At 68.7% G+C, this 25183-nt stretch carries 26 protein-coding genes, 1 tRNA gene and 1 pseudogene; 8 read left to right on the top strand and 20 right to left on the bottom strand.

Features of this window, described 5'->3' with window-relative positions; all coding sequences use genetic code 11:
• Positions 1-36 precede the first annotated feature (36 nt).
• Complete coding sequence (locus KN815_RS06875) at positions 37-837, bottom strand: ABC transporter permease (protein WP_216340849.1); 801 nt, start codon at positions 835-837, stop codon at positions 37-39.
• 277 nt (positions 838-1114) lie between these two features.
• On the opposite strand from KN815_RS06875, the gene KN815_RS06870 reads away from it, so the two are divergent.
• Positions 1115-3457: a transglycosylase domain-containing protein gene (locus KN815_RS06870; RefSeq protein ID WP_216340848.1), complete on the top strand. Its 2343-nt coding sequence runs from the start codon at positions 1115-1117 to the stop codon at positions 3455-3457.
• A 105-nt stretch (positions 3458-3562) separates the two neighbouring features.
• On the opposite strand, the gene KN815_RS06865 is transcribed toward KN815_RS06870, so the two are convergent.
• Both KN815_RS06865 and KN815_RS06860 read right to left on the bottom strand, forming a co-directional pair.
• Entirely contained in the window at positions 3563-3865 is a 303-nt protein-coding gene (locus KN815_RS06865) for a GroES family chaperonin (protein WP_052393151.1), read from the bottom strand.
• A gap of 124 nt (positions 3866-3989) precedes the next feature.
• Positions 3990-4352, bottom strand: a complete 363-nt coding sequence (locus KN815_RS06860; protein WP_216340847.1) for a DUF3618 domain-containing protein — start codon at positions 4350-4352, stop codon at positions 3990-3992.
• A gap of 139 nt (positions 4353-4491) precedes the next feature.
• Here KN815_RS06860 and bcp point away from each other — a divergent pair, with 139 nt between their 5' ends.
• Positions 4492-4959, top strand: a complete 468-nt coding sequence (gene bcp, locus KN815_RS06855; RefSeq protein ID WP_216340846.1) for a thioredoxin-dependent thiol peroxidase — start codon at positions 4492-4494, stop codon at positions 4957-4959.
• 58 nt (positions 4960-5017) lie between these two features.
• Positions 5018-5101: transfer RNA gene (locus KN815_RS06850), tRNA-Leu, on the top strand.
• Between the two features lie 66 nt (positions 5102-5167).
• Here KN815_RS06850 and rdgB read toward each other — a convergent pair.
• The 4 genes and pseudogenes from rdgB to KN815_RS06830 all read right to left on the bottom strand — a co-directional run.
• Positions 5168-5803, bottom strand: coding sequence for an RdgB/HAM1 family non-canonical purine NTP pyrophosphatase (gene rdgB / locus KN815_RS06845; RefSeq protein WP_216340845.1), 636 nt, complete (start codon positions 5801-5803; stop codon positions 5168-5170).
• Positions 5804-5826: 23 nt separating this feature from the next.
• On the bottom strand, positions 5827-6222 hold the full coding sequence (locus tag KN815_RS06840) for a hypothetical protein (protein WP_216340844.1): 396 nt from the start codon (positions 6220-6222) through the stop codon (positions 5827-5829).
• A 79-nt stretch (positions 6223-6301) separates the two neighbouring features.
• A complete protein-coding gene (gene rph / locus KN815_RS06835) occupies positions 6302-7033 on the bottom strand; it encodes a ribonuclease PH (protein WP_216340843.1) in 732 nt (243 codons plus the stop codon).
• 131 nt (positions 7034-7164) lie between these two features.
• A pseudogene (locus KN815_RS06830) lies at positions 7165-7407 on the bottom strand (PTS sugar transporter subunit IIB); the annotation flags it as partial.
• 190 nt (positions 7408-7597) lie between these two features.
• Here KN815_RS06830 and KN815_RS06825 point away from each other — a divergent pair.
• Positions 7598-8848 carry a PTS transporter subunit EIIC gene (locus KN815_RS06825; protein ID WP_216340841.1) on the top strand — a complete coding sequence of 417 codons (1251 nt, stop codon included), beginning with the start codon at positions 7598-7600 and terminating at the stop codon, positions 8846-8848.
• Positions 8849-8935: 87 nt separating this feature from the next.
• On the opposite strand, the gene KN815_RS06820 is transcribed toward KN815_RS06825, so the two are convergent.
• The 8 genes from KN815_RS06820 to clpS form a co-directional block, all read right to left on the bottom strand.
• On the bottom strand, positions 8936-9688 hold the full coding sequence (locus tag KN815_RS06820) for an MBL fold metallo-hydrolase (RefSeq protein WP_216340840.1): 753 nt from the start codon (positions 9686-9688) through the stop codon (positions 8936-8938).
• A 201-nt stretch (positions 9689-9889) separates the two neighbouring features.
• A complete protein-coding gene (locus tag KN815_RS06815; protein WP_216340839.1) occupies positions 9890-10840 on the bottom strand; it encodes a PLP-dependent cysteine synthase family protein in 951 nt (316 codons plus the stop codon).
• Positions 10840-11118: a MoaD/ThiS family protein gene (locus KN815_RS06810; RefSeq protein ID WP_216340838.1), complete on the bottom strand. Its 279-nt coding sequence runs from the start codon at positions 11116-11118 to the stop codon at positions 10840-10842. The genes KN815_RS06815 and KN815_RS06810 overlap by 1 nt, the downstream gene beginning before the upstream one ends.
• Before the next feature lie 93 nt (positions 11119-11211).
• Positions 11212-11328 (bottom strand): putative leader peptide, encoded by a 117-nt coding sequence (locus KN815_RS52075; protein ID WP_014061047.1) that lies wholly within the window; start codon positions 11326-11328, stop codon positions 11212-11214.
• A 91-nt stretch (positions 11329-11419) separates the two neighbouring features.
• The gene (locus KN815_RS06805; protein ID WP_216340837.1) at positions 11420-11845 is read right to left on the bottom strand and encodes a M67 family metallopeptidase; all 426 of its coding nucleotides are present in this window, start codon (positions 11843-11845) and stop codon (positions 11420-11422) included.
• A 175-nt stretch (positions 11846-12020) separates the two neighbouring features.
• Complete coding sequence (locus tag KN815_RS06800) at positions 12021-13433, bottom strand: amino acid permease (RefSeq protein ID WP_216340836.1); 1413 nt, start codon at positions 13431-13433, stop codon at positions 12021-12023.
• 212 nt (positions 13434-13645) lie between these two features.
• Complete coding sequence (locus KN815_RS06795) at positions 13646-14257, bottom strand: DUF2017 domain-containing protein (RefSeq protein ID WP_216340835.1); 612 nt, start codon at positions 14255-14257, stop codon at positions 13646-13648.
• Positions 14257-14568: an ATP-dependent Clp protease adapter ClpS gene (clpS, locus tag KN815_RS06790; protein WP_203348453.1), complete on the bottom strand. Its 312-nt coding sequence runs from the start codon at positions 14566-14568 to the stop codon at positions 14257-14259. Before clpS ends, KN815_RS06795 begins: the two co-directional genes overlap by 1 nt.
• 83 nt (positions 14569-14651) lie before the next feature.
• Here clpS and KN815_RS06785 point away from each other — a divergent pair, with 83 nt between their 5' ends.
• Positions 14652-15986, top strand: coding sequence for a nicotinate phosphoribosyltransferase (locus KN815_RS06785; protein ID WP_216340834.1), 1335 nt, complete (start codon positions 14652-14654; stop codon positions 15984-15986).
• 71 nt (positions 15987-16057) lie between these two features.
• Positions 16058-16642, top strand: a complete 585-nt coding sequence (locus tag KN815_RS06780; protein WP_216340833.1) for a nicotinamidase — start codon at positions 16058-16060, stop codon at positions 16640-16642.
• A gap of 139 nt (positions 16643-16781) precedes the next feature.
• Here the strand turns inward: KN815_RS06780 and KN815_RS06775 are convergent, their stop codons facing one another.
• The gene (locus KN815_RS06775) at positions 16782-17096 is read right to left on the bottom strand and encodes a hypothetical protein (RefSeq protein WP_216340832.1); all 315 of its coding nucleotides are present in this window, start codon (positions 17094-17096) and stop codon (positions 16782-16784) included.
• 133 nt (positions 17097-17229) lie between these two features.
• Complete coding sequence (locus tag KN815_RS06770) at positions 17230-19617, bottom strand: immune inhibitor A domain-containing protein (protein ID WP_216340831.1); 2388 nt, start codon at positions 19615-19617, stop codon at positions 17230-17232.
• A 317-nt stretch (positions 19618-19934) separates the two neighbouring features.
• Here KN815_RS06770 and KN815_RS06765 point away from each other — a divergent pair, with 317 nt between their 5' ends.
• On the top strand, positions 19935-20216 hold the full coding sequence (locus KN815_RS06765; protein WP_216340830.1) for a hypothetical protein: 282 nt from the start codon (positions 19935-19937) through the stop codon (positions 20214-20216).
• On the opposite strand, the gene KN815_RS06760 is transcribed toward KN815_RS06765, so the two are convergent.
• From KN815_RS06760 to KN815_RS06750, 3 genes are all read right to left on the bottom strand, one after another.
• Positions 20202-20708, bottom strand: a complete 507-nt coding sequence (locus KN815_RS06760; protein ID WP_216340829.1) for an RDD family protein — start codon at positions 20706-20708, stop codon at positions 20202-20204. The genes KN815_RS06765 and KN815_RS06760 overlap by 15 nt on opposite strands.
• Before the next feature lie 198 nt (positions 20709-20906).
• On the bottom strand, positions 20907-21482 hold the full coding sequence (locus KN815_RS06755) for an RDD family protein (RefSeq protein WP_216340828.1): 576 nt from the start codon (positions 21480-21482) through the stop codon (positions 20907-20909).
• A 150-nt stretch (positions 21483-21632) separates the two neighbouring features.
• On the bottom strand, positions 21633-23327 hold the full coding sequence (locus tag KN815_RS06750; protein ID WP_216340827.1) for an RDD family protein: 1695 nt from the start codon (positions 23325-23327) through the stop codon (positions 21633-21635).
• A gap of 34 nt (positions 23328-23361) precedes the next feature.
• On the opposite strand from KN815_RS06750, the gene KN815_RS06745 reads away from it, so the two are divergent.
• Positions 23362-25137 (top strand): recombinase family protein, encoded by a 1776-nt coding sequence (locus tag KN815_RS06745; protein WP_216340826.1) that lies wholly within the window; start codon positions 23362-23364, stop codon positions 25135-25137.
• Positions 25138-25183 lie beyond the last annotated feature (46 nt).

The following is a 25183-nucleotide window of genomic DNA, read 5'->3' as shown; positions in this document are numbered from 1 at the left end:
AGGACGTAGGCCCGCAGCCCGGTGGACACGGCCGACTCAGCCACCCTGGACCACCACCTTCCGAGTCGCCACCGACTGGAGCACCCGCCCCGCCGCCAGCAGCACCACCATCCACCCCGCCTGGAAGGCGAACGCCCCCAGCAGCCCCGCCCCCCGGCGCTCCTCCAGGAAGACATCCGCGGGCACCTGGAGCATCGCCGCCCAGGGCAGCGCACGGGCGATCTCGCCGAGCTGCCCGGGGAAGACGTTGAGCGGCAGGATCATCCCGGAGAAGAACAGGCACAGCAGCCCGCTGAGCATGGACAGCCCCGTCCCGTCGAGCAGCCAGAAGGAGGCGAGCGAGACCAGATAGCGCACCGCGAAGCCGACGCACACCGCGAGCACCACCGACAGCAGGAACCACAGCCAGGTCAGCGGCGAGGCGGGCAGCCGGAGCTCGAAGACCAGCGCCCCGATCCCCATCGGCACCACACCGCGCCCCAGCAGTTGGAACAGCGCCCGGCCCAGCTCGGTGGCCAGCCACCACGACTGGAGGTCGACGGGGCGGTAGAGGTCCACGGCGATGTCACCGGAGCGGATGCGGTCCTGGAGCTCCTCCTGGAAGCCGCCGCCCATCAGCGCTACGGCCGCCAGCAGCGCCTGGCCGAGCCAGACGAAGGTCAGCGCCTGGTCGAGGTCGTAGCCGCCGAGATGCGGCCGCTCGTCCCACAGCGCGGTGTAGGTGTAGGCGAGGATGAAGCCGAAAACGGTATTGGTGAAGACCCCGGCCACGGTGGCGACCCGATACGTCGCGTAGCGTTTGAAGCCGCTGACCGCGACGGCCGCGTACAGCCGCATCCGCCCGCCCCTCCCTCCCCGACCTCGGCGCCCGGTCGGCGCCAAAATCCGGAGCCTAGTGGGGTGACCGGAGAGACGGCCAGGCAATATTCACCGGATGGTGTGAGCGGAATCATCCATATGGCCGGTCACAGACCAGTCACGGGTGCGCGCCACGTCCTCGGTCCGGAACGGATGATGCGACAGTGTTTTATCGGGCGTACGACGCGAATCGCCCGACCGTGCACGATCCTGCCGCCGTGCAACCCTCGACGGCGGCTGAGGAGTCTCAGGAGACATGAGCGACGAGCCCCAGTTGATCGACGGTGGCCCGGCCGGAACGGGTGCCCGGCCGGGCATCGACGATGGCGACCACGACACGCCGCACCGCGCGGACGGCCTCCCTGCGGGCAAACCGGCCAAGGGCAGAAAGGGCCGTCCCCAGCGCACCGGATGGCGCCGGCTGCTGCCCACCTGGCGCATGGTCCTCGGAGGCTTCCTCCTGATCGTCCTGCTGATCGCGGGCGGGCTCGTCACCGGCTATCTGCTCGTCGACATCCCCCCGGCCAACAGAGCCGCCATCGCCCAGAGCAATGTCTTCCTCTACTCCGACGGCTCCCAGCTCGCCCGCGAGGGCAAGGTCAACCGGGAGAACGTCCAGCTCAGCCAGATCCCCAAGCGGATCCAGCACGCGGTGCTGGCGGCCGAGGACCGGGACTTCTACTCGGAGTCGGCCATCAACCCCGAGGCGATGGTCCGGGCCGCCTGGAACACCGCCACCGGCAAGGGCAAGCAGTCCGGCTCCACCATCACCCAGCAGTATGTGAAGAACTACTACCTGGACCAGGAGCAGACGGTCACCCGTAAGGCCAAGGAGTTCTTCATCGCGATCAAGCTGGACCGGGAGGTGAGCAAGGACAAGATCCTCGAGGGCTACCTCAACACCAGCTACTTCGGGCGCAACGCCTACGGCATCCAGGCCGCCGCCCAGGCGTACTACGGCAAGGACATCGGCGAGCTGGACACCGCCCAGGGCGCGTATCTGGCGACCCTGCTGAACGCCCCCAGCGCCTACGACGTCGTCGCCCATCCGCAGAACAAGGGGCGGGCCACGGCCCGCTGGCGCTACGTCCTGGACGGCATGGTCAAGAAGGGCTGGCTGACCCGGGCCGACCGGCAGAAGATGACCTTCCCCACGCCCTCCGACGCCAGGGTCGCCTCGGGCATGTCCGGCCAGCGCGGCTATCTCGTCGAGGCCGTGGAGGACTACCTCACCAGCAACGGGATCATCGACGAGCAGACCCTGGCGCGCGGCGGCTACCGCATCACCACCACGATCGACAAGAAGAAGCAGGACGCCTTCGCGGAGGCCGTGCGCGACCGGCTGATGAGCAAGCTCAGCCCAAAGGACCGCAAGGTCGACCGCTATGTGCGCGCGGGCGGCGCCTCGATCGACCCGAAGACCGGGAAGGTGGTCGCGCTCTACGGCGGGATCGACTACACCAAGCAGTTCGTCAACAACGCGACCCGCCGTGACTACCAGGTGGGATCCACGTTCAAGCCATTCGTCTTCACCTCGGCGGTGCGCTACGGGTCCACCACCCAGGACGGTCAGACGATCACCCCGGACACCCTCTACAACGGCGACAACAAGCGCGAGGTCGTCGGCCCGGAGGGACCCACCGGCTACTCCCCGGCCAACGAGGACGACGTCGACTACGGCGACATCGACGTCACCACCGCCACCGACAACTCGGTGAACTCGGTGTACGCGCAGATGGCCCAGGACGTCGGCCCCGCCAAGGTCAAGCAGACCGCCATCGACCTGGGCGTCCCCAGGACCACCCCCGATCTGCACGCCTCCCCCTCCATCGCGCTCGGCCCGGCCACCGCGAGCGTGCTGGACATGACCGAGGCGTACGCGACCCTCGCCAACCACGGCGAGCACGGCAAGTACAGCCTGGTCGAGAAGGTCACCAAGGACGGTGCGCGGGTGAGTCTCCCGGACCGGGAGAACCGGCAGGCCATCCCGCGCAGCGCCGCCGACACCACCACCTCGATACTGCAGAGCGTGGTCGACGGCGGCACCGGCACCGCCGCCCAGGCCGCCGAGCGCCCGGCGGCGGGCAAGACGGGCACGGCGGAGGAGGACAAGGCCGCCTGGTTCGCGGGCTACACCCCGGATCTGGCGACCGTGGTCGCGGTGATGGGCCAGGACTCCGACACCGGCGTGCAGAAGCCGCTGTACGGGGCGACGGGCCTGGAGCGGATCAACGGCGGCGGCTATCCCGCCGAGATCTGGGCGCAGTACACATCGGGCGCGCTGGACGGCAAGCCACCGGCCGAGTTCGATCTGCGGCTGGAGGACGGGGCGAGCACCCCCGACGGCTCCCAGCCCGGCCAGCAGTCGCCGGGCTCCCTGCCGCCGGTGGTCACCACTCCCCCGACCGGCGCCCCGCCGGACACCTCGGTCCCCACGGCGCCGACCGACACCCCGCCGTCGCTGCCGACGACACCGCCGACGGACACCACCCCGCCGACGGACATCCCCACCGGGGGGCCGACGACGGAGCCGGGCCCGGGCGGGCCGGGTGATCCGGGTGGCGATCCGGGCGACCCAGGGGGGCCGGTGGGCGGCTGAGACCGCGGACCACGAACAGCGGAGGGTGGTGACGGAGACCGTCACCACCCTCTGTCATGTCCGATTCCGCGGTATCCCTACCGGCAGAGCCCCGCTCCCCGTTCCCTACAGGTAGAGCCCCGTGGAGTCCTCGGCGCCCTCCAGCCGCTCGGCGGCCACCGCATGCAGATCGCGCTCCCGCATCAGGACGTAGGCGACCCCGCGGACCTCGACCTCGGCCCGGTCCTCCGGGTCGTAGAGCACCCGGTCACCGGGTTCCACGGTCCGTACGCTCTGCCCGACCGCGACCACCTCGGCCCAGGCCAGCCGTCGGCCGACCGCCGCGGTGGCGGGAATGACGATGCCGCCGGACGAGCGGCGCTCGCCCTCCGGAATGTCGGTGCGGACCAGCACACGGTCGTGCAGCATCCGGATGGGCAGCTTGTCATGGGTCGTGTTCGCACTCACGCCATGACCGTACCTGGCCGGGCGGCGCGATGACGCCTCAGGGCCGGGGCGGGCCGCCTCAGGGCCGGTGCGGGGCGCCCTCCGCTCAGCGGTGCCGCTTGGCGCACCGCGAGGAGCGGGACGCCTTGGCGGACCGGGAGGACCTCGCCGACAGCGCGAGCAGCCCGACCAGCCCGGCCACGGCGAGCGCGACCGGCACAATCCGCTCCATACGAGGCCGGCCCTCCTCCGACACCAACTGGCCCCGTACGCCCGTCACCACGCGGTTGGCGGACACATAGGCCCGCCCGGCGGTACGGTCCACGGCCGACGCCGCCTTCGCCTTCGCGTCCCCGATGATCGTCTTCGGGTGCATCCGCACCCCGATCTCGTCGAGCGTCACGGCGAGCTCCTGCCGCCTGCGGGCGATGTCCGCCTCGATCTGCGCAGGGGTCCTGGCATCCGACACCGCGCTGCCTCCGTACAGTCTCGATGATTCGTGATGGACAGTCTGTCAGCTCGCCCTCCTCCCCGCCCCACGGCACCCCCGGACGGGAAGCTGGCTAATGTCGGGTACGTACCCCCGACGCCACGAGGAGCACCAGACCATGAGCGAGCGACTTCAGCCCGGCACCACCGCCCCCGCCTTCACCCTCCCCGACGCGGACGGCAAGGAGGTCTCGCTCGCCGACCACGCCGGCCGTAAGGTGATCGTCTACTTCTACCCCGCCGCCCTCACCCCCGGCTGCACCAAGCAGGCGTGCGACTTCACCGACAACCTCGCCTTCCTCTCTGGCCACGGCTACGACGTCATCGGCATCTCCCCCGACAAGCCCGAGAAGCTGGCCAAGTTCCGCGACCAGGAGGACCTCAAGGTCACGCTGCTCGCCGACCCCGCCAAGGAGACCCTGGAGGCGTACGGCGCCTTCGGCGAGAAGAAGCTCTACGGCAAGACGGTCATCGGCGTGATCCGCTCGACTGTCATCATCGACGAGCAGGGCAAGGTCGAGCGCGCCCTGTACAACGTGAAGGCCACCGGCCACGTAGCCAAGATCATCAAAGACCTGGGGCTGTGACGGACCCGGGGCCGCCGCCCCGGACCCCGTTCACCAGGCAGTACCATGACCGTGCCGAGCGGCCGTGATGGAATTGGCAGTCATGCTGGGTTTAGGTCCCAGTGGGGTAACTCCCGTGAGGGTTCGAGTCCCTCCGGCCGCACGCCGGGTGAACGCAGGCCCGGCCCGCATCATCGCGGGCCGGGCCTGCGGCGTCCTACGGGGCCGCTCACCCCAGGAGTTCGCGGACGATCGGGGCGATCGCGCGGAACGCCTTGCCGCGGTGGCTGATGGCGTTCTTCTCCTCGGGGTCCAGTTCGGCACAGGTGCGAGTCTCGCCGTACGGCTGGAGGATGGGGTCGTAGCCGAACCCCCCGCCGCCCACGGGCTCATGGCGGAGCGTGCCGGTGAGCCGGCCGGAGACGACGCGCTCGGTGCCGTCGGGGAGGACGAGGGCGGCGGCGCAGGCGAAGTGGGCGCCGCGGTGTTCGTCGGGGACGTCGGAGATCTGGGCGAGCAGCAGCTCGAGATTGGCGCGGTCGTCGCCGTGCCGGCCCGACCAGCGGGCCGAGAAGATGCCGGGGGCGCCGCCGAGGACGTCCACGCAGAGGCCGGAGTCGTCGGCGATGGCGGGGTGGCCGGTGGCCTGTGCCAGGGCGTGGGCCTTGAGGAGGGCGTTCTCCGCGAAGGTCACGCCGGTCTCCTTGACGTCCGGGACCTCCGGATAGGCGTCGGCGCCGACGAGTTCGGCGTCCAGGCCAACCTCGCCCAGGATCGAGCGCAGTTCGGTGATCTTGTAGGCGTTGCGGGTCGCGAGGACCAGACGGCGGGGGTGCGGGCGGTGTCCCTCAGTGTGTTGCTGCATAGCTCTCGATTATCGAGGGGAGGTCAGGGCTTGCAGACACCGGTCAGCTCGCCCGCCGCGTCCCTGACCGGGCTCATGTCCGGGTGCTTGCCACTGTCCACCGACTTCTGGACGTTGTCCAGGGCCTTCTGGAGGTCGTCCACGGCCTTGCCGACGTCCGCGTTGTCGGTGCGGTCGCCCACCTTGTCGATGTCCTTGTCGAGGGAGTCAAGGATCTTGTCGGCGTCCTGCGGATCGACCGCGGCACCGGTCAGCGCGTCCTGGAGGTCGTCCACGTCGTTGGATATCTCGACCGCGAGCTGGGCGCAGTCGAGCGCCTTCTCCACCGCGGAGCAGCCGACGGTGACCGGCACGACGAGCGCGACGGCGGCGAGAGCGGTGACTGCGGTGGTACGGCGGTGACGGTGGCGCGGCGCCATGGAGTGGGTCCTTCCCCGGGAACGGTGCTGGTACCTGACTAAACGCCGGGCGCCGCGCGACGGTTGCTCGGTGCCCTCGTCACATCTCCTGGGCCAGCGCCGCCCGCTGGATCCCGGTCAGGGTCTCGCAGCCGGCCACGGCGAGGTCCAGCAGCCCGTTCAGCTCCTCGCGGGCGAAGGGCTCGCCCTCCGCCGTGCCCTGCACCTCGACGAAGCGTCCGTCACCGGTACAGACCACGTTCATATCGGTCTCGGCGCGCACGTCCTCCTCGTAAGCGAGGTCGAGCAGGGGGACGCCGCCGACGATGCCGACGCTGACGGCGGAGACGGTGCCGGTCAGCGGCTGCCGGGTGGCCTTGATGAGCTTCTTGCCCCGGGCCCAGCCGATGGCGTCGGCCAGGGCCACATAGGCGCCGGTGATGGCGGCGGTGCGGGTGCCGCCGTCGGCCTGGAGGACATCGCAGTCCAGGACGATGGTGTTCTCGCCGAGCGCCTTGTAGTCGATCACCGCGCGCAGCGAGCGGCCGATGAGACGGGAGATCTCATGGGTACGGCCGCCGATCTTGCCGCGGACGGACTCGCGGTCGCCCCGGGTGTTGGTGGAGCGCGGCAGCATCGCGTACTCCGCGGTGACCCAGCCCTCGCCGCTGCCCTTGCGCCAGCGCGGCACGCCCTCGGTGACGCTCGCGGTGCACAGGACCCGCGTATCGCCGAAGGAGACGAGGACCGAGCCCTCGGCATGCTTGCTCCATCCGCGCTCGATGGTCACGGGGCGGAGCTGGTCAGGGGTGCGGCCGTCGATACGAGACATGAGATGAGCCTATCGGCATCGCGGAGGCCCCCGGTGCGCGTCCGGCGAGGGCCCCGCTCCCGGGGGACGGCGCTCCGGGCTGCCCGGCAGGTCACCTCAGGTCCCGGCCGGTCACCTCAGGTCTGGGGAGCTCACATCAGGTCTTCGATCTCGGCGGCGACGGGGTCCGCGTCGGTGCCGATGACCACCTGGATCGCGCTGCCCATCTTCACCACGCCATGGGCGCCCGCGGCCTTCAGCAGGGCCTCGTCGACCAGGGCGGCGTCCTTGACCTCGGTGCGCAGACGGGTGATACAGCCCTCGACCTCGACGATGTTGTCGATGCCGCCGAGCCCCTCGACGATCTTCTCAGCCTTGGTGGCCATGTTCGCTCCTGTCGTCCTGCTGTCCGCGTTGCGGCAAGTGGTCTACACCATTATGCGGGCGAAGACGTTACACGTCACTTGGAACGATAGATTCCTTCATCGGATCCCTACGTGCTACAACAGGTCTACACCACATGTGGTTTAGACCATAGCGCGGGCCGCCCCTCCCCTGAGAGCCCGCCTCACCAGGAGGAATCCGATGAGTACGGCCACCGCCCCGGCGGCGCCCGCCCAAAAGCGGGGTGCCGGCCTGTTCCAAGGACTACAGAAGGTCGGCCGCAGCCTTCAGTTGCCGATCGCGGTCCTGCCCGCCGCCGGAATCATGGTCCGGCTCGGACAGCCCGATGTGTTCGGCGCCGACGGACTGGGCTGGGACAAGGTCGCCGCCGTGTTCAACAACGCCGGTGGCGCGCTCACCGGTGCCCTTCCGCTGCTGTTCTGCGTCGGCGTGGCCATCGGGTTCGCCAAGAAGTCGGACGGCTCCACCGCGCTGGCCGCCGTGGTCGGGTTCCTGGTCTACAGCAAGGTGCTGGAGGCGTTCCCGGTCGCCGACGCGGTGATCCAGAAGGGCGAGGACATACCGGCCAAGTTCAACGACCCCGGGGTGCTCGGCGGCATCATCATGGGGCTGCTCACCGCGGTGCTGTGGCAGCGGTTCCACCGCACCCGGCTGGTGGACTGGCTCGGCTTCTTCAACGGCCGCCGGCTGGTACCGATCATCATGGCCTTCACCGGCATCGTGGTGGGTGTCTTCTTCGGCCTGGTCTGGGAGCCCATCGGCGACGGCATCAGCAACTTCGGCGAGTGGATGACCGGGCTCGGCTCCGCGGGATCGGCCCTCTTCGGCGCCGTCAACCGCGCCCTGATCCCCATCGGCATGCACCAGTTCGTGAACACCGTGGCCTGGTTCCAGCTCGGCGACTTCACCAACGCGGCCGGTGACACGGTGCACGGCGACCTCAGCCGCTTCCTGGCCGGTGACCCGAGCGCGGGCATGTTCATGTCCGGCTTCTTCCCGATCATGATGTTCGGCCTGCCGGCCGCCGCCCTGGCCATGGCGCACACCGCCCGCCCCGAGCGCCGCAAGGCCGTGCTCGGCATGATGATCTCGCTGGCGCTGACCTCGTTCGTCACGGGCGTGACCGAGCCGATCGAGTTCTCGTTCATGTTCATCGCGCCGCTGCTCTACGTGATCCACGCGGTGCTGACAGCCCTCTCGATGGCGATCACCTGGGCCCTGGGCGTGCACGCGGGCTTCAACTTCTCCGCGGGGTTCATCGACTACGCGCTGAACTGGAGCCATGCCACCAAACCACTGCTGATCATCCCGGTGGGGCTGGTCTTCGCGGTGGTCTACTACGTGGTCTTCCGCTTCGCGATCACCAAGTTCGATCTGCCCACCCCGGGCCGTGAGCCCGAGGAAGAGGTCGAGGACCTCACCAAGGCGTAGACCGTCGACCCGCGCCCCGCGCGAAGGCCCCGGAACCGAGTCGGTTCCGGGGCCTTCGACGACGTTGTACGGGGCCGCGTACGGCGCCTACACCTCGTAGATCGCGCCCGCCTTGGCCAGCTCCACCGGGCCGCCGAAGACCGCCTGGGCGTCGCGCTGGTTGATCTGGGGGTCCGTCCACGGCGGGATATGGGTGAGCACCAGGCTCCCGACCCCGGCCCGCAGCGCGTGTTCGCCCGCCTGGCGGCCGTTGAGATGCAGCTCGGGGATGTTCTCCTTGCCGTGCGTGAAGGCCGCCTCGCACAGGAAGAGGTCGCCGCCCCGGGCCAGGTCCACCAGGGCCGCACAGGGGCCGGTGTCGCCCGAGTAGACCAGCGAACGGCCGCCGTACTCGATCCGGAAGCCGAACGCCTCCACGGGGTGGCAGACGCGCTCGGCGCGGATGGTGAAGGGGCCGATGTCGAAGCTGCCGGGGGTCAAGGTGCGGAAGTCGAAGACCTCACGCATCGACTTCTCATCGGGCAGGTCGTCGTACGCCTGGACCAGCCGCCGCTCGGTGTCCTCGGGGCCGTAGACGGGGATCGCCTCGGCGCGGCCACCGTCGTGCCGGTAGTAGCGCGCGACGAAGTATCCGCACATGTCGATGAAGTGATCGGGGTGGAGATGGGACAGCAGTACAGCGTCGAGGTCGTAGAGACCGCAGTGGCGCTGCAACTCGCCAAGGGCGCCATTGCCCATGTCGAGGAGCAGCCGGAAGCCGTCGGCCTCTACGAGGTAGCTCGAGCAGGCCGATTCCGCGGACGGGAACGACCCTGAGCATCCGACGACGGTGAGCTTCATGAAGCAGGAACCTCCTTGAGGGGTCCCCATGCCGAAGGCCATGGGCGGTGCGGGGGGTCATGCGGTGCCCACGAGCGTAAGGCGCGAAAGCCCAGGCAGCTCCTCCACGGGCCCGCGTTGTGGGCGGAATCACCAGGACGGAGCCGGACGGAGCCGGGTGGCGCCCGGCCATGCCCCCCGCCGGCCGATCGGCCGGAACGACTACGCCCAGAGCTGGCCGTGCAGCGTCGCGATCGCCTCCTCGGTGGTGGCCGCCGTGTAGACACCGGTGGAGAGGTACTTCCAGCCACCGTCGGCGACGATGAAGACCACATCGGCGCTCTGCCCGGCCCTGACCGCCTTACCGGCGACACCGATGGCGGCGTGCAGGGCCGCGCCGGTCGACACGCCCGCGAAAATGCCTTCCTGGGCGAGGAGTTCGCGGGTGCGGGTCACCGCGTCCTCGGAGCCGACGGAGAAGCGGGTGGTCAGCACGGACTCGTCGTACAGCTCGGGGACGAACCCCTCGTCCAGGTTGCGGAGTCCGTAGACGACGTCGTCGTAGCGCGGTTCGGCCGCGACGATCTGGACGTCCGGCTTGTTCTCGCGCAGGAAGCGGCCGACGCCCATCAGGGTGCCGGTGGTGCCCAGGCCCGCGACGAAGTGGGTGAGGGAGGGCAGGTCGGCGAGGATCTCGGGGCCGGTGGTGGCGTAGTGGGCACCGGCGTTGTCGGGGTTTCCGTACTGGTACAGCATCACCCAGTCGGGGTGCTGCTCCGCCAGCTCCTTGGCCACCCGGACGGCGGTGTTGGAGCCGCCGGCGGCGGGCGAGGAGATGATCTCCGCGCCCCACATGGCGAGAAGCTGGCGCCGCTCCTCGCTGGTGTTCTCCGGCATCACGCAGACGATGCGGTAGCCCTTGAGCTTGGCCGCCATCGCGAGCGAGATACCGGTGTTGCCGGAGGTGGGCTCGAGGATGGTGCAGCCGGGGGTCAACCGGCCGTCCTTCTCGGCCTGTTCGATCATATGGAGCGCGGGGCGGTCCTTGATCGAGCCGGTCGGGTTGCGGTCCTCCAGCTTGGCCCAGATCCGTACGTCGGAGGAGGGCGAGAGCCGCGGCAGCCGGACGAGCGGCGTATTGCCGACCGCTGCCAGGGGACTGTCGTACCGCATCAGAGCCTTCCGCCGGCAACGGCCGGGAGAATCGTCACGCTGTCGCCGTCCGCGAGCTTGGTGGAGATGCCGTCGAGGAAGCGGACGTCCTCGTCGTTCAGATAGACGTTGACGAAGCGGCGCAGCTCACCGCCGTCGATCAGGCGCTCCTGGATCCCGGTGTGCCGGGTCTCGAGGTCGGTGAAGAGCTCGGCGAGCGTGGTCCCGCTGCCCTCGACCGCCTTCTGGCCGTCGGTGTAGGTGCGGAGGATGGTCGGGATGCGGACCTCGATGGCCATTCTTAAGCTCCTGTCGGAGGGCGGGGTGGTCTCCCGGGCCGGAGCGGCCGGGAGGGCGTCGTCGAAGGGCGTCGGGGCGTCTCGGGCGCGCGCTCAGGCGGCCACGGCGCGGCGCGGACACATCGCGCTGGCGAGCCGGCACAGGTCGACGTGGAGCCGCGCCACGAGCAGCATGCCCGGCGTCTTCTCGCTCACGTCATCGAAAACCATGGACTCATCGTATCGATTCCCGGTCCGGGCCCCGATAGGCCATCTCGTGATACGGACGGGTAACGACCGCCATACGAGACGTGCAGGTCACTCAGGTGCCCGGGACGATCTCGACCTCTTCCTCGGTGACCTCGCCGTCGACGATCCGGAAGGACCGGAACTGGACGGGACCCTCGTCATTGCCGCATTCGGCCGTGGAGACCAGGACGTAGTGGGCACCGGGCTCATTGGCGTAGGAGATATCGGTGCGGGAGGGGTATGCCTCGGTGGCGGTGTGCGAGTGGTAGATGATCACCGGCTCCTCGTCCCGGTCGTCCATCTCGCGGTAGAGCTTGAGCAGGTCACCCGAGTCGAACTCGTAGAAGGTGGGCGAGCGGGCCGCGTTCAGCATCGGGATGAACCGCTCGGGGCGGCCGCTTCCGGCCGGGCCCGCGATCACGCCGCACGCCTCGTCGGGGTGGTCGGCGCGGGCGTGCGCGACGATCTGGTCGTGGAGCGCCTGGGTGATGGTCAGCATGAGCACACAATAGGAAAGAAAAGGGGGGTGGCGCGCAGGGGGCACCTCCCGGACGAAGTTTGGGGGAGCCCCGGTTGAGGGTGGTGGCGGGAGACGGGCGGGCGGGCTCCGGACAGTGGTCCGGAGCCCGCCTGCTGAGATACCGCGCCCGAAAGGCGATACGGATTACGTGTCGTTACTTGCGCACGTACTCCCGCTCCGCCTCGGCCGGGGCACCCGGCTGCACACCGCCGCGCGACTTCAGGACGAACCAGCCGATCGTCAGGAGCACGGCCCAGCCGGCACCCACGTACAGACAGACCCGGGCGTCCTTGTCGTACGCGATCAGGCAGGTCACGAAGATCAGGAAGATCAGCGCCACCCAACTGAAGACGGCACCGCCCGGAGCCGGGAAGGACGAGGCGGGCAGGCGACCGGAGGTCACCGCCTTGCGGTAGCGGATATGGCTGACGAGGATCATCGCCCAGGCCCAGATGCCCGCGGCCGTGGCCACCGAGGTGACATACGTGAACGCCTTCTCCGGGACCACGTAGTTGAGGACCACGCCGATGCCCATCAGCAGCACCGAGACGGTGATACCGACGGCCGGGGTCTTACGGGCGTTCAGCTTGCCGAAGATCTTCGGGGCCTCGCTGTTGGCGGCCAGGCCGCGCAGCATCCGGCCGGTGGAGTACATCCCGGAGTTACAGGAGGACAGGGCCGCGGTGAGCACGACGAAGTTGACGATGCCGGCCGCGAACGGGATGCCGATCTTGGAGAAGGCGTGCACGAAGGGGCTCTCGCCGGCCGAGAACTCGGTCCACTTGACGACGGCGAGCAGCACCAGGAGGGAGCCGACGTAGAAGATGATGATGCGCCAGGGCAGGGTGTTGATCGCCTTGGGCAGGGTCTTCTCGGGGTCCTCGGACTCGCCCGCGGTGACGCCGACCAGTTCGACGGAGAGATAGGCGAACATCACACCCTGGAGCGTCATCAGGCTGTCGCCGATGCCGTTGGGGAAGACCCCGCCGTGCGACCAGAGGTTGGAGGCGGCCGCGGTGTCACCGGCGTCGGAGAAGCCGAGGGTGAGCACGCCCAGACCGATCACGATCATGCCGATGATGGCGGTGACCTTGACCATCGAGAACCAGAACTCGACCTCGCCGAAGAGCTTGACCGAGATCAGGTTGACCCCGAACAGCACCACCAGGAAGACCAGGGCGCTGACCCACTGCGGGATCGAGGGGAACCAGTAGTGGATGTAGATGGCGGCGGCCGTGAGCTCGGCCATGCCGGTCACCACCCACATCAGCCAGTACGTCCACCCCGTGACATAGCCGAAGAACGGGCCGAGGAACTCACGGGCGTACTCCGCGAAGGACCCGGAGACCGGGCGGTAGAGGAGCAGCTCACCGAGTGCTCGCATGATGAAGAAGATGACCACACCCGCGAGGGCGTACATCAGGATGATGCTCGGGCCGGCCTTGGCGATGTTCGCCCCGGCACCCATGAACAGGCCGACGCCGATGGCGCCGCCGATAGCGATCATCTGGATCTGGCGACTGCCCAGTCCGCGCTCGTAGCCCTCTTCAGGAGCCGCTGAGGTCATATTGCTGCGCCTTTCTCCCTGTGGCGGCTGGCTGGCGATCGTGAAGATTTATCACGACGGCAACACTGATCGAACGAGTCGCATGTGGTGCACACCACAGGAAGAAGCGGACAAAGGCTATTCCGCACGACAAAGTTAACGGTCGCGGTGATGCGATCGTTATCCGGAGTTGAGCATCCTCTAAACGAACACTCAGTAATCGCCGGAGAGCGTTATTCCGGCATCAGGGTCTCGACCAGCGTTTCCTGAAGCCCGCCGAGCCAGAAGTACGCCATCACCATCGGCTTGCGCGGATCGGAGTCGGGCAGCCGCAGCAGGTCACCGCCGTCGTCCTCGTCGGTGACCTCCAGCCGGGTCCCGATGGCCAGCCGCAGGTCATTGAGGGCGGTCAGCCAGTGCCGGGCCTTCTGCGGCGCCAGCTCCAGCACGCCCGGGGCCCCGGCGGGCGCCCCGGCGGCCAGCGAGTCCAGGTCGCGCACCACCGTCAGGGCGTCGTCGCGCTTACGGGCCCGCAGGTCGTTCTCGGTGAAGCGGCGGAACTCCGCGGACGCCTCCCGCGCCTCCTTCTCCTCCCGCGGCCCCAGCTCCTGGTCCGGGGCGCGATAGGCGTCCGGGAAGAGCCGGGCCAGCGCGGGGTCGGCCGGCGGTTTGCTGGGGCCGTCGGCGAAGAGCGCGTCCAGGGGGTCACCGCCCTCGGCGGGCTGGTCGCCCGGGCCGATCAGCTCGGCGAGCTGCATGGCCAGGCTGCGCAGAATGGAGATCTCGACCTCGTCCAGCGCGAGGGAGGCACCGCCGCCGGGCAGCGGCTCGAACCGTCCCGACATCAGCGCTCCTGCTGGAGGGTCGCCCACAGGCCGTAGCCGTGCATCGCCTGCACGTCGCGCTCCATCTCCTCGCGGCTGCCGCTCGAGACGATCGCGCGGCCCTTGTGGTGGACGTCGAGCATCAAACGGTGCGCCTTGTCCTTGGAATAGCCGAAATAGCTCTGGAAAACGTAGGTCACATAGCTCATGAGATTGACGGGGTCGTTGTGCACCACCGTCACCCAGGGAACGTCGGGCTCGGGCACCGACATCGGCGCTTCACGGGTTTCGGGACGTTCGATCTCCACGGGCGTGACACTCACACGTCCCATGCTGCCACCCGGCACTGGCCGCCGCATAAACCGGCACCCAGATCTCGTCACTCTGACGAGTACGGGAGGTAGCATCGTCAACCATGGACACTGCGGACTTGGGACTGCCGGTGGACGTGCCGTCGACCGCACTCTTCACCGACCGGTACGAACTCACCATGTTGCAGGCCGCGCTGCGGGCGGGCACCGCCGACCGCCGCTCGGTCTTCGAGGTATTCACCAGGCGCCTCCCCGAGGGCCGCCGCTACGGTGTCGTCGCGGGCACCGGGCGGGTGCTGGACGCCGTCGAGAACTTCCGCTTCGACAGCGACGTCCTGGACTTCCTCGCCCAGCAGCGGATCGTGGACGAGCCGACCCTCACCTGGCTCGCCGACTACCGCTTCCGCGGCGACATCTGGGGCTACCCCGAGGGCGAGGTCTACTTCCCCGGTTCGCCGATCATGCGGGTGGAGGGCACCTTCGCCGAGGCGGTGCTGCTGGAGACGGTCATCCTCTCCATCTTCAACCACGACTCCGCGGTGGCCGCCGCCGCGTCCCGGATGTCCACCGCCGCCGGCGGCCGGCCGCTCATCGAGATGGGCGCCCGCCGCACCCATGAGCTGGCCGCCGTGGCCGCCGCCCGCGCCGCCTACGTCGGCGGCTTCGCCACCACCTCCGACCTCGCGGCCGGATTCCGCTACAACATCCCCACCGTGGGCACCAGCGCCCACGCCTTCACCCTGCTGCACGACAGCGAGCGGGACGCCTTCACGGCGCAGGTCCAGGCGCACGGCAGCGGCACCACCCTGCTGGTGGACACCTATGACGTCGCCGAGGCGGTGCGCACCGCCGTGGAGGTGGCCGGCACGGACCTGGGCGCCGTAAGGATCGACTCCGGCGATCTGCTGCTGCTCGCCCACCGGGTGCGCCAGCAGCTCGACGAGCTGGGCGCCAAGAACACCAGGATCACGGTGACCAGCGATCTGGACGAGTACGCGATCGCCTCGCTGGCCGCGGCCCCCGTGGACGCGTACGGGGTCGGCACCCAGTTGGTCACCGGCAGCGGCCACCCCACCTGCTCGATGGTCTACAAGCTGGTCGCGCGGGCCGGTTCGGACACCCCCGGGGCGCCGCTGCTGCCGGTGGCCAAGAAGTCCATGGGCGCGAAGTCCTCGGTGGGCGGCCGCAAATGGGCGGCCCGGCGGGTGGACGAGCACGGTGTGGCCGAGGCCGAGGTGATCGGCACCGGTGCGGTCCCCGAGGAGCTGGCGGACCATCAGTTGCTGGTGGAGCTGGTGCGCGGCGGCGAGATCGTGGCCCGGGAGCCGCTGGACGCGGCGCGGGACCGGCATATCGCGGCCCGGGCCGGACTGCCGCTGTCGGCGACCCAGCTCTCGCGCGGCGAACCGGTCCTGCCCACCGAGTACCTGCCGGCCTGAGGAGCGTCATGAGGGGGAACGCGGGGCATGCCCACTGCCGCAATCGACGTGGAGTGTCTACCCTCGGTGACATGCACCGGGCACTGATCGTCGTGGACATCCAGAACGACTTCTGCGAGGGCGGAAGCCTCGCGGTGACGGGGGGCGCGGATGTCGCCGCCGCGATCACCGATCTGATCGGGGAGGCCACGCCCGGTTACCGCCATATCGTCGCCACGCGTGATCACCACATCGCGCCGGGCGATCACTTCTCGGACAACCCGGACTATGAGCACTCCTGGCCGGTGCACTGCGTCGCGGGCACCGAGGGTGTCGGGTTCCACCCGAACTTCGCGCCCGCCGTCGCCTCCGGCGCGATCGAGGCGGTCTTCGACAAGGGCGCGTACACGGGGGCGTACAGCGGTTTCGAGGGCATCGACGAGCACGGCACCTCGCTCGCCCAGTGGCTGCGCGAGCGGGAGGTGACCGAGGTGGACGTGGTGGGCATCGCCACCGACCACTGCGTGCGGGCCACCGCGCTGGACGCGCGCCGCGAGGGGTTCGCCACGCATGTCCTGCTGGACCTGACCGCGGGCGTCTCCCCGGGCACGACCGAGCGCGCCCTGGAGGAGCTGCGGACGGCCGGGGTCGAGCTCAGCGGCAAGCCGGTCGTCTGAGGGCGCCGGAGGCGCTCTGGGCGCCCCCAGCCGCCCTGGCGGCCCCTGCGGGCACCCTCCCGGCCCCGCCGCCACGAGGGCCCGGGCGCTACGAGGGCCCGGGCGCCACGAGGGCCCGGGCGCTACGAGGGGCTCCGGGCTACGAGGCCGGGGCCGCCGGTCTGAGCAGAGCGGCGATCGGATGCCACAGCTCCCCTCCCCGGTCCGGCGCGGTGCGCCAGACGAGCCCGTCGGGATGGTGCAGCACCGCCGTCACCTCGTCGGGTGTCGGCGGGGCCATATTGCCGCGCAGATAAACGGCGCGAAGCCCGAGATTGCGCAGCCTGGTCAGGGCGCGCTGGCGGTTCATGGCGTGTACCAGGACGCGGACGCCGCCCTCGCCCAGCGGGCTCGGCAGCGTCAGTGCGACCACCACGCTGCCGCCGGGCAGCTTGGTGAATCCTCCGTTGGCCATTGCGGGTCATGTCCCCCGTGAGACGTCGTGTCAACAAGTTGGTCGTAGGGGCATCTAAACGCGAACGGCCGCCGCCCGCTAGGGGGCGACGGCCGCTGCCGCTCTGACCTGCGATAACGCAGACGGTGTGGATCTAGGAGGCGGACGGTCCGACCTGGAGGGTCATCGTCGAGCCGCCCGGGAGCTCCTTGAGGATCTTGATCCGGGTATTGGTGTCAGCAATCTTCACACTGCCGGTCGGATTGCTCTTGTCCCAGTACGTCCCCTTGTGGTCGTCGAAGACCGGGATGCCCGGCTTCGGCTTCACCTTGGCGGCCTTACCGTCCTTGTGCAGCGTGAAGCCGTCCGACGGGAACCGGCTGAAGGGCGAGTCGTACGCCTGGATCCGGTTGCGCATCAGCGAGCCGTCCGCCCACTTCTCGGGGGTGGCGTGCGCGTCGATCGGCAGGATCAGACCGCTGCCCGGGTGGACGCCGACGTTGTTGTCCGGCTGCGAGGTGTCCCACTGCCAGATCAGCAGGCCGTTCTGGTACGGGAAGTGCTCGACCCAGTCGGGCCGGGAGGAGGCCCAGCCGAAGTTGTACGGACCGGTCTTCAGGGTGGTGTCGTACGACACGTACTGGCGGTTCTCGGCGATGTAGTACTGCGGGTAGTCCTTGCTGAAGGACCCGCCGATGCGCGAGAAGCCGTTCGCGGTCCAGCCGTTGTCATCGCCCTCGGCGCCGTCGCTGAAGACCGGGGCGCCGTCGGCGGTCAGGGTGATCGCGTCGGCCGCGAAGCCCTTCTGCGCCACACCGCCGTCGGTCTGGTAGCGGAAGCGGAGCTCGATCTTCTTGCCCACGTAGGCGTCCAGCGGGAAGGAGAGCTTCTTGTACGCCCCGGCGGTACCGGTCAGCGCGGGCTTGTCACCGGCGTCACGCGGAATGGCCTTGCCGTCCGCCGTACCGTCGATCGGCGTCCAGTTGGCGCCGCCGTCGGTGGAGACCTCGGTGTAGAGGTAGTCGAAGTTCTCCTCGATGTCCCACCAGCCCTTCAGGTCCAGGCCGGCCTTGGACTTACCGGTGAGGTCCACGGACCGGGTGAGGGTGTTCTTCAGGTCATCCCCCATCCCGCTCCACCACTGCTTGGTGCCCTCGGCGGGGGCGACCACCTCGGTGGTGACGGGCTTGGCGGGCAACTCGACGACCAGCGCCTGCTTGTTCTTGGTGTTGTACTCCGCGACCCCGAGCGTGTGGGTCGACTTCTTCCCGGCCTTGGCCGAGGCGTAGTTCAGCCACCCCAACTGAAGCTTGTCCCAGGCGTTCATATCGCCGGGCAGATCGCCGATGGCGTCCTTACCGGTGCCGAGCCAGGATCCCGCGGACATCAGCGACCAGTAGGCGACGGACGACTCCCCCTTACCGGTGGTGTCGTACTCGTCCGGCAGGCCCAGGTCATGGCCGTACTCATGGGCGAAGACACCGAGGCCGCCGTTCTCCGGCTGCATCGTGTAGTCGCCGACCCAGATCCCGGTGTCGCCGATCTGGGTACCGCCCGACTTGTTGTCGCCCGGGCCGGTGTTGCCCGCGTCGGTGCCGTACGCGTACCAGCGGTGCGCCCAGATGGCGTTCTCGCCCTCGGCGCCACCGCCCGCGGACTCGTCCTCACCGGCGTGGACGATCTGGAAGTGGTCGATATAGCCGTCGGGCTCGTTGAAGTTGCCGTCGCCGTCGTAGTCGTAGCGGTCCCACTGGTCGTACTTGGCCAGGTCCGCCTTGATCTGCGCGTCGGTGCGGCCGGCCGCCTTCTGGTCCTTGGCCCACTGGTTGACGCCGTCGCGGATCAGGTCCCAGGCGTTGGCGCAGTTGGTGTCGCCGCAGTAGTTGGAGCCGTACCGGGCCTCGTTCCAGTCGACCTTGACCCAGTCGGAGACCTCGCCGTCCACGGAGTAGCGGCCCGAGGACTGCTTCTCGTAGTACTTCTTCAGGGACTGCTTCTTCTTGTCCTTGGAGAAGTAGAGGTCCTGGAAGTGCTCGCGGTTGTAGTCCTTCTGCCAGGCCGTGCTGTTGTCGTTGGCGCGGTCCGGCTGGGCGATGGTGTTGTGCGCCGGGCCCGGCTTGCCGCCGTACTTCTTCACCGGCGGCTTGGGGCCGTCACCGTCCGGGTCGTACATGGTGGTGTCGTCCACCTTGTCGCCGAACTCGACCAGGATGGTGAAGATCTTGTCGGTCTTCTCCCGGGCCAGCTCGACATACTTGCCCTTGCCGAGCTTCACCACCTTCGACGCCCCGCGCGTGGTCGCCTTGGTGTCGCCGGAGATGACCTGACGCAGCGCCTCCTGGCGCTGCGCTTCCTGCTGCTTGCTGTACGGGCCCTCGAGATCGTGCTGGACATCCGTCTTCGCGGGCGCCGGATCATGGCGCTCAACACGCGTAGACGGCGCATCCGCCTGAGCCATGCCAGTCGAGAGTGCCGCCGCGCCGAGAGCGGCCACCACGGTGGCTATGGCGGCCGATCTGGCCGTTCTCCATTGGTTGTTCACTCGCTCAGTCCTCCCCTTTCACACCGGTGCCGGACATTTGACCGGAGTGGCAGGAGAAAAGACAGACCTTGACTTGGACTGATGAGACAAGTACGTTCTGCGATCCCGGCGTTCCGATTAACGGACAGCAACGGGCGCGCCGTGCGCGCCGGTTGGAACAGCCGATGATTCTGTGCGCCCCCTGTGCAACGGCGCCGTGGGTGAGGTCACGCTTACTTCCGTTCCCCCTCGGGCATTCACCACCGTAGAGTCGAGCTGACGGTCACATCAGCCTGACCCATGCCCCCTGCATATCGCCCTTGAGGACGGATACCGCCATGCCGCGTCCGACTCCTGCACAGCTTGTCTATGGTTCGGCCACCGTCGTTCTTTCGACCTTCGCCATGCTGCTGCTGTCCCAGACCCGATCGGGACTCGGTATCGCGGTGGTCACCGTGGTCGGGCTCGCGTCCGGGCTTCTCGTCGCCGTCACCGTGCCGGTGGTCCGGATCTCCCGCCCCAGCCGCACCGTGCGCACCAGCAGCCCCGCGGCGGGGTCCGGACCGGCCGACGCGGCGGGGGCGCGCACCAGGGCGCACGCCGACTCAATGCGCGGCTGACACCACCACGGTCCGCGCGGCCTTGTCGTGCAGACAGCGCTGGAACGGCTTGTCCCACAGCAGTGAGGCCGAGTTGACCAGCCAGAAAACCGTGCCGACGAGCAGCGGGATCAGCATCCCGGGCAGTACGTAGACCGCCGCGCGGACCCAGCCCTGACCGGCCGGCACATCCCCGTCGGAGAGCATCGCCACCCGGATGCGCAGCGCCCTCTTGCCGAGCGTCTGTCCGCTGCGGGCCAGCATGACGCCCTCGTAGCCGAAGTAGACGGCCATCGTGATGATGAGCGCGAGGGTCACCTTGCCCATGTGCTGCTCGCCCGGGTGGTTCATCGTGTACTGGAGCGCGCCGGTCGCGATGAGCGCCACCGTCCAGATGACGCCGAGGACGACGATGTCGATGAGCCGGGCGGCGAAGCGCTGACCAGGGGTGGCCAGCGGGGGCATCCCGGCGGGGAACGCGTGCGGGGGCGAGGACAGCGGGTCGGGGGCCATGCCCCGATTACATCAGCGCTCCCGGTGGACCGGAAGCTCAGGGTGGCACCTCCGGGGCGCGGGGGCTGGAGGGCTCGGGGGCTGGGGGCTCAGGCGCCCCGGGATTGGGGGGCCCGGGGGCTCAGAGGCCCGGGGCCCCGGGGGCCGGGGGCCGGGGACTCAGGCGCCCGGGGACTCGGGGGGCTCGGGGCCGGGGGCTCAGGGCACGGCCGAGACCACCAGGGTCTTGGCCGCCTTGTCGTGCAGGCACTGCCGGTAGGGCCGGTCCCAGGTGCACCACAACACATTGATCAGCCAGAAGACGAAGCCACAGCAGGGCACGATCTCGGGCAGGGCATACACCCCCGCGCGCACCCAGCCCGCCTGACCGGCCGGCGGCTGGCCGTTCTCCAGCAGGGCGACCCGGATCCGCATCACCTTCTTGCCGACGGTCTGACCGTCCCGGGTCAGCATCAGACCCTCATAGACGAAGTAGATCAGGACGTAGATCAGCGTGACGATGGTCGAGTGGACGCTGCCGTCGACCGGGTCGTAGCCGCTCGCGATCGCGCTCAGCACGAGCCCGACCGGGATGCCGATGAGCAGCGCGTCGATGATCCGGGCGATCAGACGGCGGCCGAGGTGCGCGAGCGGCGGCATCCCGGCGTACGGCTCGGCTCCGGCGGTGTGGTCCCCGTACGGGGAGCCGTTCGCCCGCGGATATTTGGCGAACGGATCGCTGCTGTCCCCGTCCCGGGGCTCATCGGGCCCGGGGGGCGGCTGGTCGGTGCTCATGGCCCGAGTCGACCCCGGAGCCGGGCCGGTCGCATCCGGCGCGCACCGTTCGGGCGATCGGGATCGTCCATCCGCCTCAGCGGAGGCGGGCGGGGCGGCGGCTCAGGGGTCGGGAGGGAAGCGGCGGCACTCAGTCGGCCGCGGCCGTGCTCAGTCGGCCGCCGCGATGAAGGTGCGGGCCGCCTTGTCGTGCCAGCACTGCCGCCACGGGCGGTCGAACAGGCACCACAGCACGTTCAGCACACCGATGACGAGCACCCCCAGCACCGAGTAGACCAGCCAGCGGCGCAGTGCGGCGCCGAAGGACGGGGTGTCGTGCCCCTCGATGTCCAGCACCCGCACCCCGCTCAGCTTCTTGCCCAGCGTGCGGCCCCACTTGGCGGTCGGCAGCGTCTCCAGGACGATGCCGAGGACGAGCAGCAGCCCGAGGACGATGCCGAGATAGCCGCTGGTGGTGCCGTCCAGGAAGTAGACCGTGACGGTCTCGCCGCTCTGCTTGGCCGTCTCGACCTTCTCGTCGATATGGTCGCTCGCCTTGCCCCACAGCGGGAACGCGACGGCGCCGACCACGCCGAGCAGCACGACCGTGTCGATCAGCCGGGCGGCGAGGCGGCGGCCGAGCGGGGCGGGCCGTCCCTGGGCCTGGGCGGCCTGGAGGAAGGGGTTGTCGACGGGCGGCTTCCAGGGGATGACGCCCTCGGGCGCGCCCGGCGGGGCGCCATGCGGTGCGGCCTGTGGCGCGCCCTGTGCCGGGCCGGGCTGCTGGGCGAACGGGTGCCCCTGCTGCTGCCAGGCCGGGCCACCGCCCTGGGCGGGGATACCGCCGAAGGGCTGCTGGGACTGGTACGGCTGCTGAGGCTGGTGTGTCTGCGGGGGCTGGTGGGGCTGCTGGGGCTGGGGCTGGGCCGGGGGTGCCGCTTCGGCGCCCTTGCGCGAGCCGCCACGGCCGATCGCCCGGATCGCCATCGTCCCGTCGTCGCGGCCGGACTCCGGGTTCCGGCCCTGGCCGTGACGCTGTCCCTGCCCCTGCCCCTGCCCCTGGCCCTGGCCCTGGCCCTGGCTCGTCGTAGGTGCCGCTCCGTCGCCGCGCCCCACCGCGCGGATCGTCATCGTCCCGTCGCTCGCCGCGGCGGGCGCGGCGCCGTCGTCCGCCGAGGGCAGCTCCGGGGCCCGGCACACCGGCGGCAGGGCCTGCGTCGAGCGGTCCACCGTCCCCCCGCTCGCGCCCGCGCGCATGGTCAACGTGCCCTCATCGCGTCCGGCGCCCTCGCCCGGGCCCGCCCGCCGCGGGTCGGGCACACCGGGCCACTGCCCGCCACCGTCCTGGGCGCCACCGTCCTGGGCGTCGCCGGGTTCGTCCGTCTCCGAGCCCCAGGAGACCCGGTGGTCCTGCTCACCGCCGAATCCGCCCTGCCGGGACGCGTCCGCCTGCCAGGCCGACCCGGCATCGGGACGGGTGCCGTGCAGCCGCTGGGGATCGTTCCAGTCGACGGACGCCGGGACGCCGCCGGGCGGCACCGGCTGCGCCCCCATGCCACCGGCCGCGGCCTCGGGCGACCCGCCCGCGCCCCGGACGTCCATCTCGGCGCTCCGGCGCAGCTCGGGCAGTGCCCTGCCGGTCTCCTCCGCGGGCCGCGGCGCCGGCTCCTCGTCCAGGAACATCGGGCCGGTCTCGTCCGGCGCCGGGCTGATCACCTGGGTATGGGTGATGCCGGGCGGCGGCGCGGGCATGGCCTCGCCCGCGGCCGGGGCGGGACGGCTGGTGCCGGGCACCCAGGCGGCACCGTTCCAGTAACGGATGTAACCGGGGATGGACGGATCAGGGTAGTACCCAACCCCGGGCATTTCTGCTGAACTCCCGCTACTAGGAGGCGTCGCCATGTCCCCTACTCCCTTCACGGCCAACACGCTTGACCTGTCCGCCGTATCCGGCATCGACGACCCGATGATCACGCAGCTACGCGAGCGAGGCCGCACGACCACCCTTGACCTCTCTGCGGGCTACGCGCAGTACGTACCACAGCGACCGGGCGGATACCTACGTCTCTCTATGCATGACATTAACGAAGAACGACGAGCCAGGAAGGAGGCGTCCAAGAGGAAGACCGCCATCGAACGACAGACCGAGGACATCGAGGCCAAGCGCCAGGCCCTCGGGTGGGGCCCGTTCGCCGACCTCTATATAGACGACGACACCAGCGCCTATAAGAAGAAGAGGATCACTCGTCCTGACGGTGGGGTGGATTGGGTGGTTCTTCGCAAAGATTTCCAGCGAATGCTGAAAGATCTACTCAATGGGGTAATTGACGGAATAGTCTTCTATGACTTGGATCGCCTAGTTAGGCAACCCAGGGACCTCGAAGATCTAGCGAACGTCGTCAACGAAGTGAAACGGCCCGCCATCGGAGCAACCAGCGAACTCAATCTAGTCAGGGAATCCGACTGCAATATGGCGCGCGTAATGTGCGTCATGCTGTTGAAGCAGTCTCAGGACACAGCCCGACGCGTTGCCCGAGACACATTAGCAGCAGCCGAGGTAGGAATCCCTATAGGCCGCCTCGGTTACGGATGGGTACGCAAAGGCGAGGACGCAGGTACGAAGATTGAGGAAGAGGCGGAAGTCATAAGGCGCATCTTCCGCGAGCTAGTGGAAGAGAACGGTACTCCGTCGTCCATCACACGAGGACTGACACTTTCAGGAATCCGCTCTCCGGGCGGAGGCGATTGGACCACGGCCACGGTCAAACTCATTCTGTCGAATCCCCGATACGCGGGAATGGTTCTCTACAGCGGACGCCATCGACTCGAACCATCCAAGCAGCATGACGGAATGTCCAAACTACTCACCGACGAGAACGGGAATCCCGTGATGGGAACCTGGGATGAAATCGTGTCCCCACAGACATGGTTCAAAGCCCAGGGCATCCTTAAAGCACGCCAGGAGCAGAATGGAGTAGACACCACACCCGTCGGAGGACATGAATACGGAAAGTACCTACTGACAGGGATTGTGCGCTGCTATAAATGCAAGAAGCCCATGGAAGGCCGCTGGAATGGACAGGTGAAATACCACGTATACCGTTGCCCGTCGCGTGGCCGTAACGGCGCATGCGGCTCGACCTCACGAAAGATGGAACCCCTTGACGATCTCATAAACATACTCATGGAAGAGTTCCTAATAGAGAAACTAGGGGCCTCACTCAACGAAAGCAATGAAGAAGATGAAGAGATCATCGAGCAGCACGCCGAACTAGAGGCACAGAAAAGTGCAGCGATCGAGGAAAAGGAGCAACTTAAAGGAAAATGGGAGCGCGGAGAACTCTCTGACGTTGGGTGGTCGAATGAGGACTACTACGAACACATCGGAGTGATATCAAAGAAGATTCGAGAGCTTGTCGAGAAACTCGATGATCTAGGTTCTGCCCCTGACCCCCAAGCCGTAGAGAGCGACCTCATGCTATGGAGGTCAGGGAACAACGTTGAGAAGCGCGCGATAATAAAGCGCTACATGAAACACATACAACTCCTCAAAGGCCCTAAAGGCCGAGGTAAATTCGACCCCGATACCGTAATTCCTATCTGGCGGGAGCAGGGGGGTCGCCCCTCTGACCAAACCCCCGAAGAAGCGACCGCAGATGTACCCGCTCCTCATTAGTTAGATCCGGAGCACGCGCCAAATGGCGAACCACCCAAGCGCGCAC

Origin of the sequence: Streptomyces niphimycinicus (genome assembly GCF_018883605.1) — a bacterium.
In the GTDB taxonomy this organism is placed as follows: Bacteria; Actinomycetota; Actinomycetes; order Streptomycetales; family Streptomycetaceae; genus Streptomyces; species Streptomyces niphimycinicus.
This window is presented reverse-complemented; position numbering and strand designations above follow the sequence as displayed.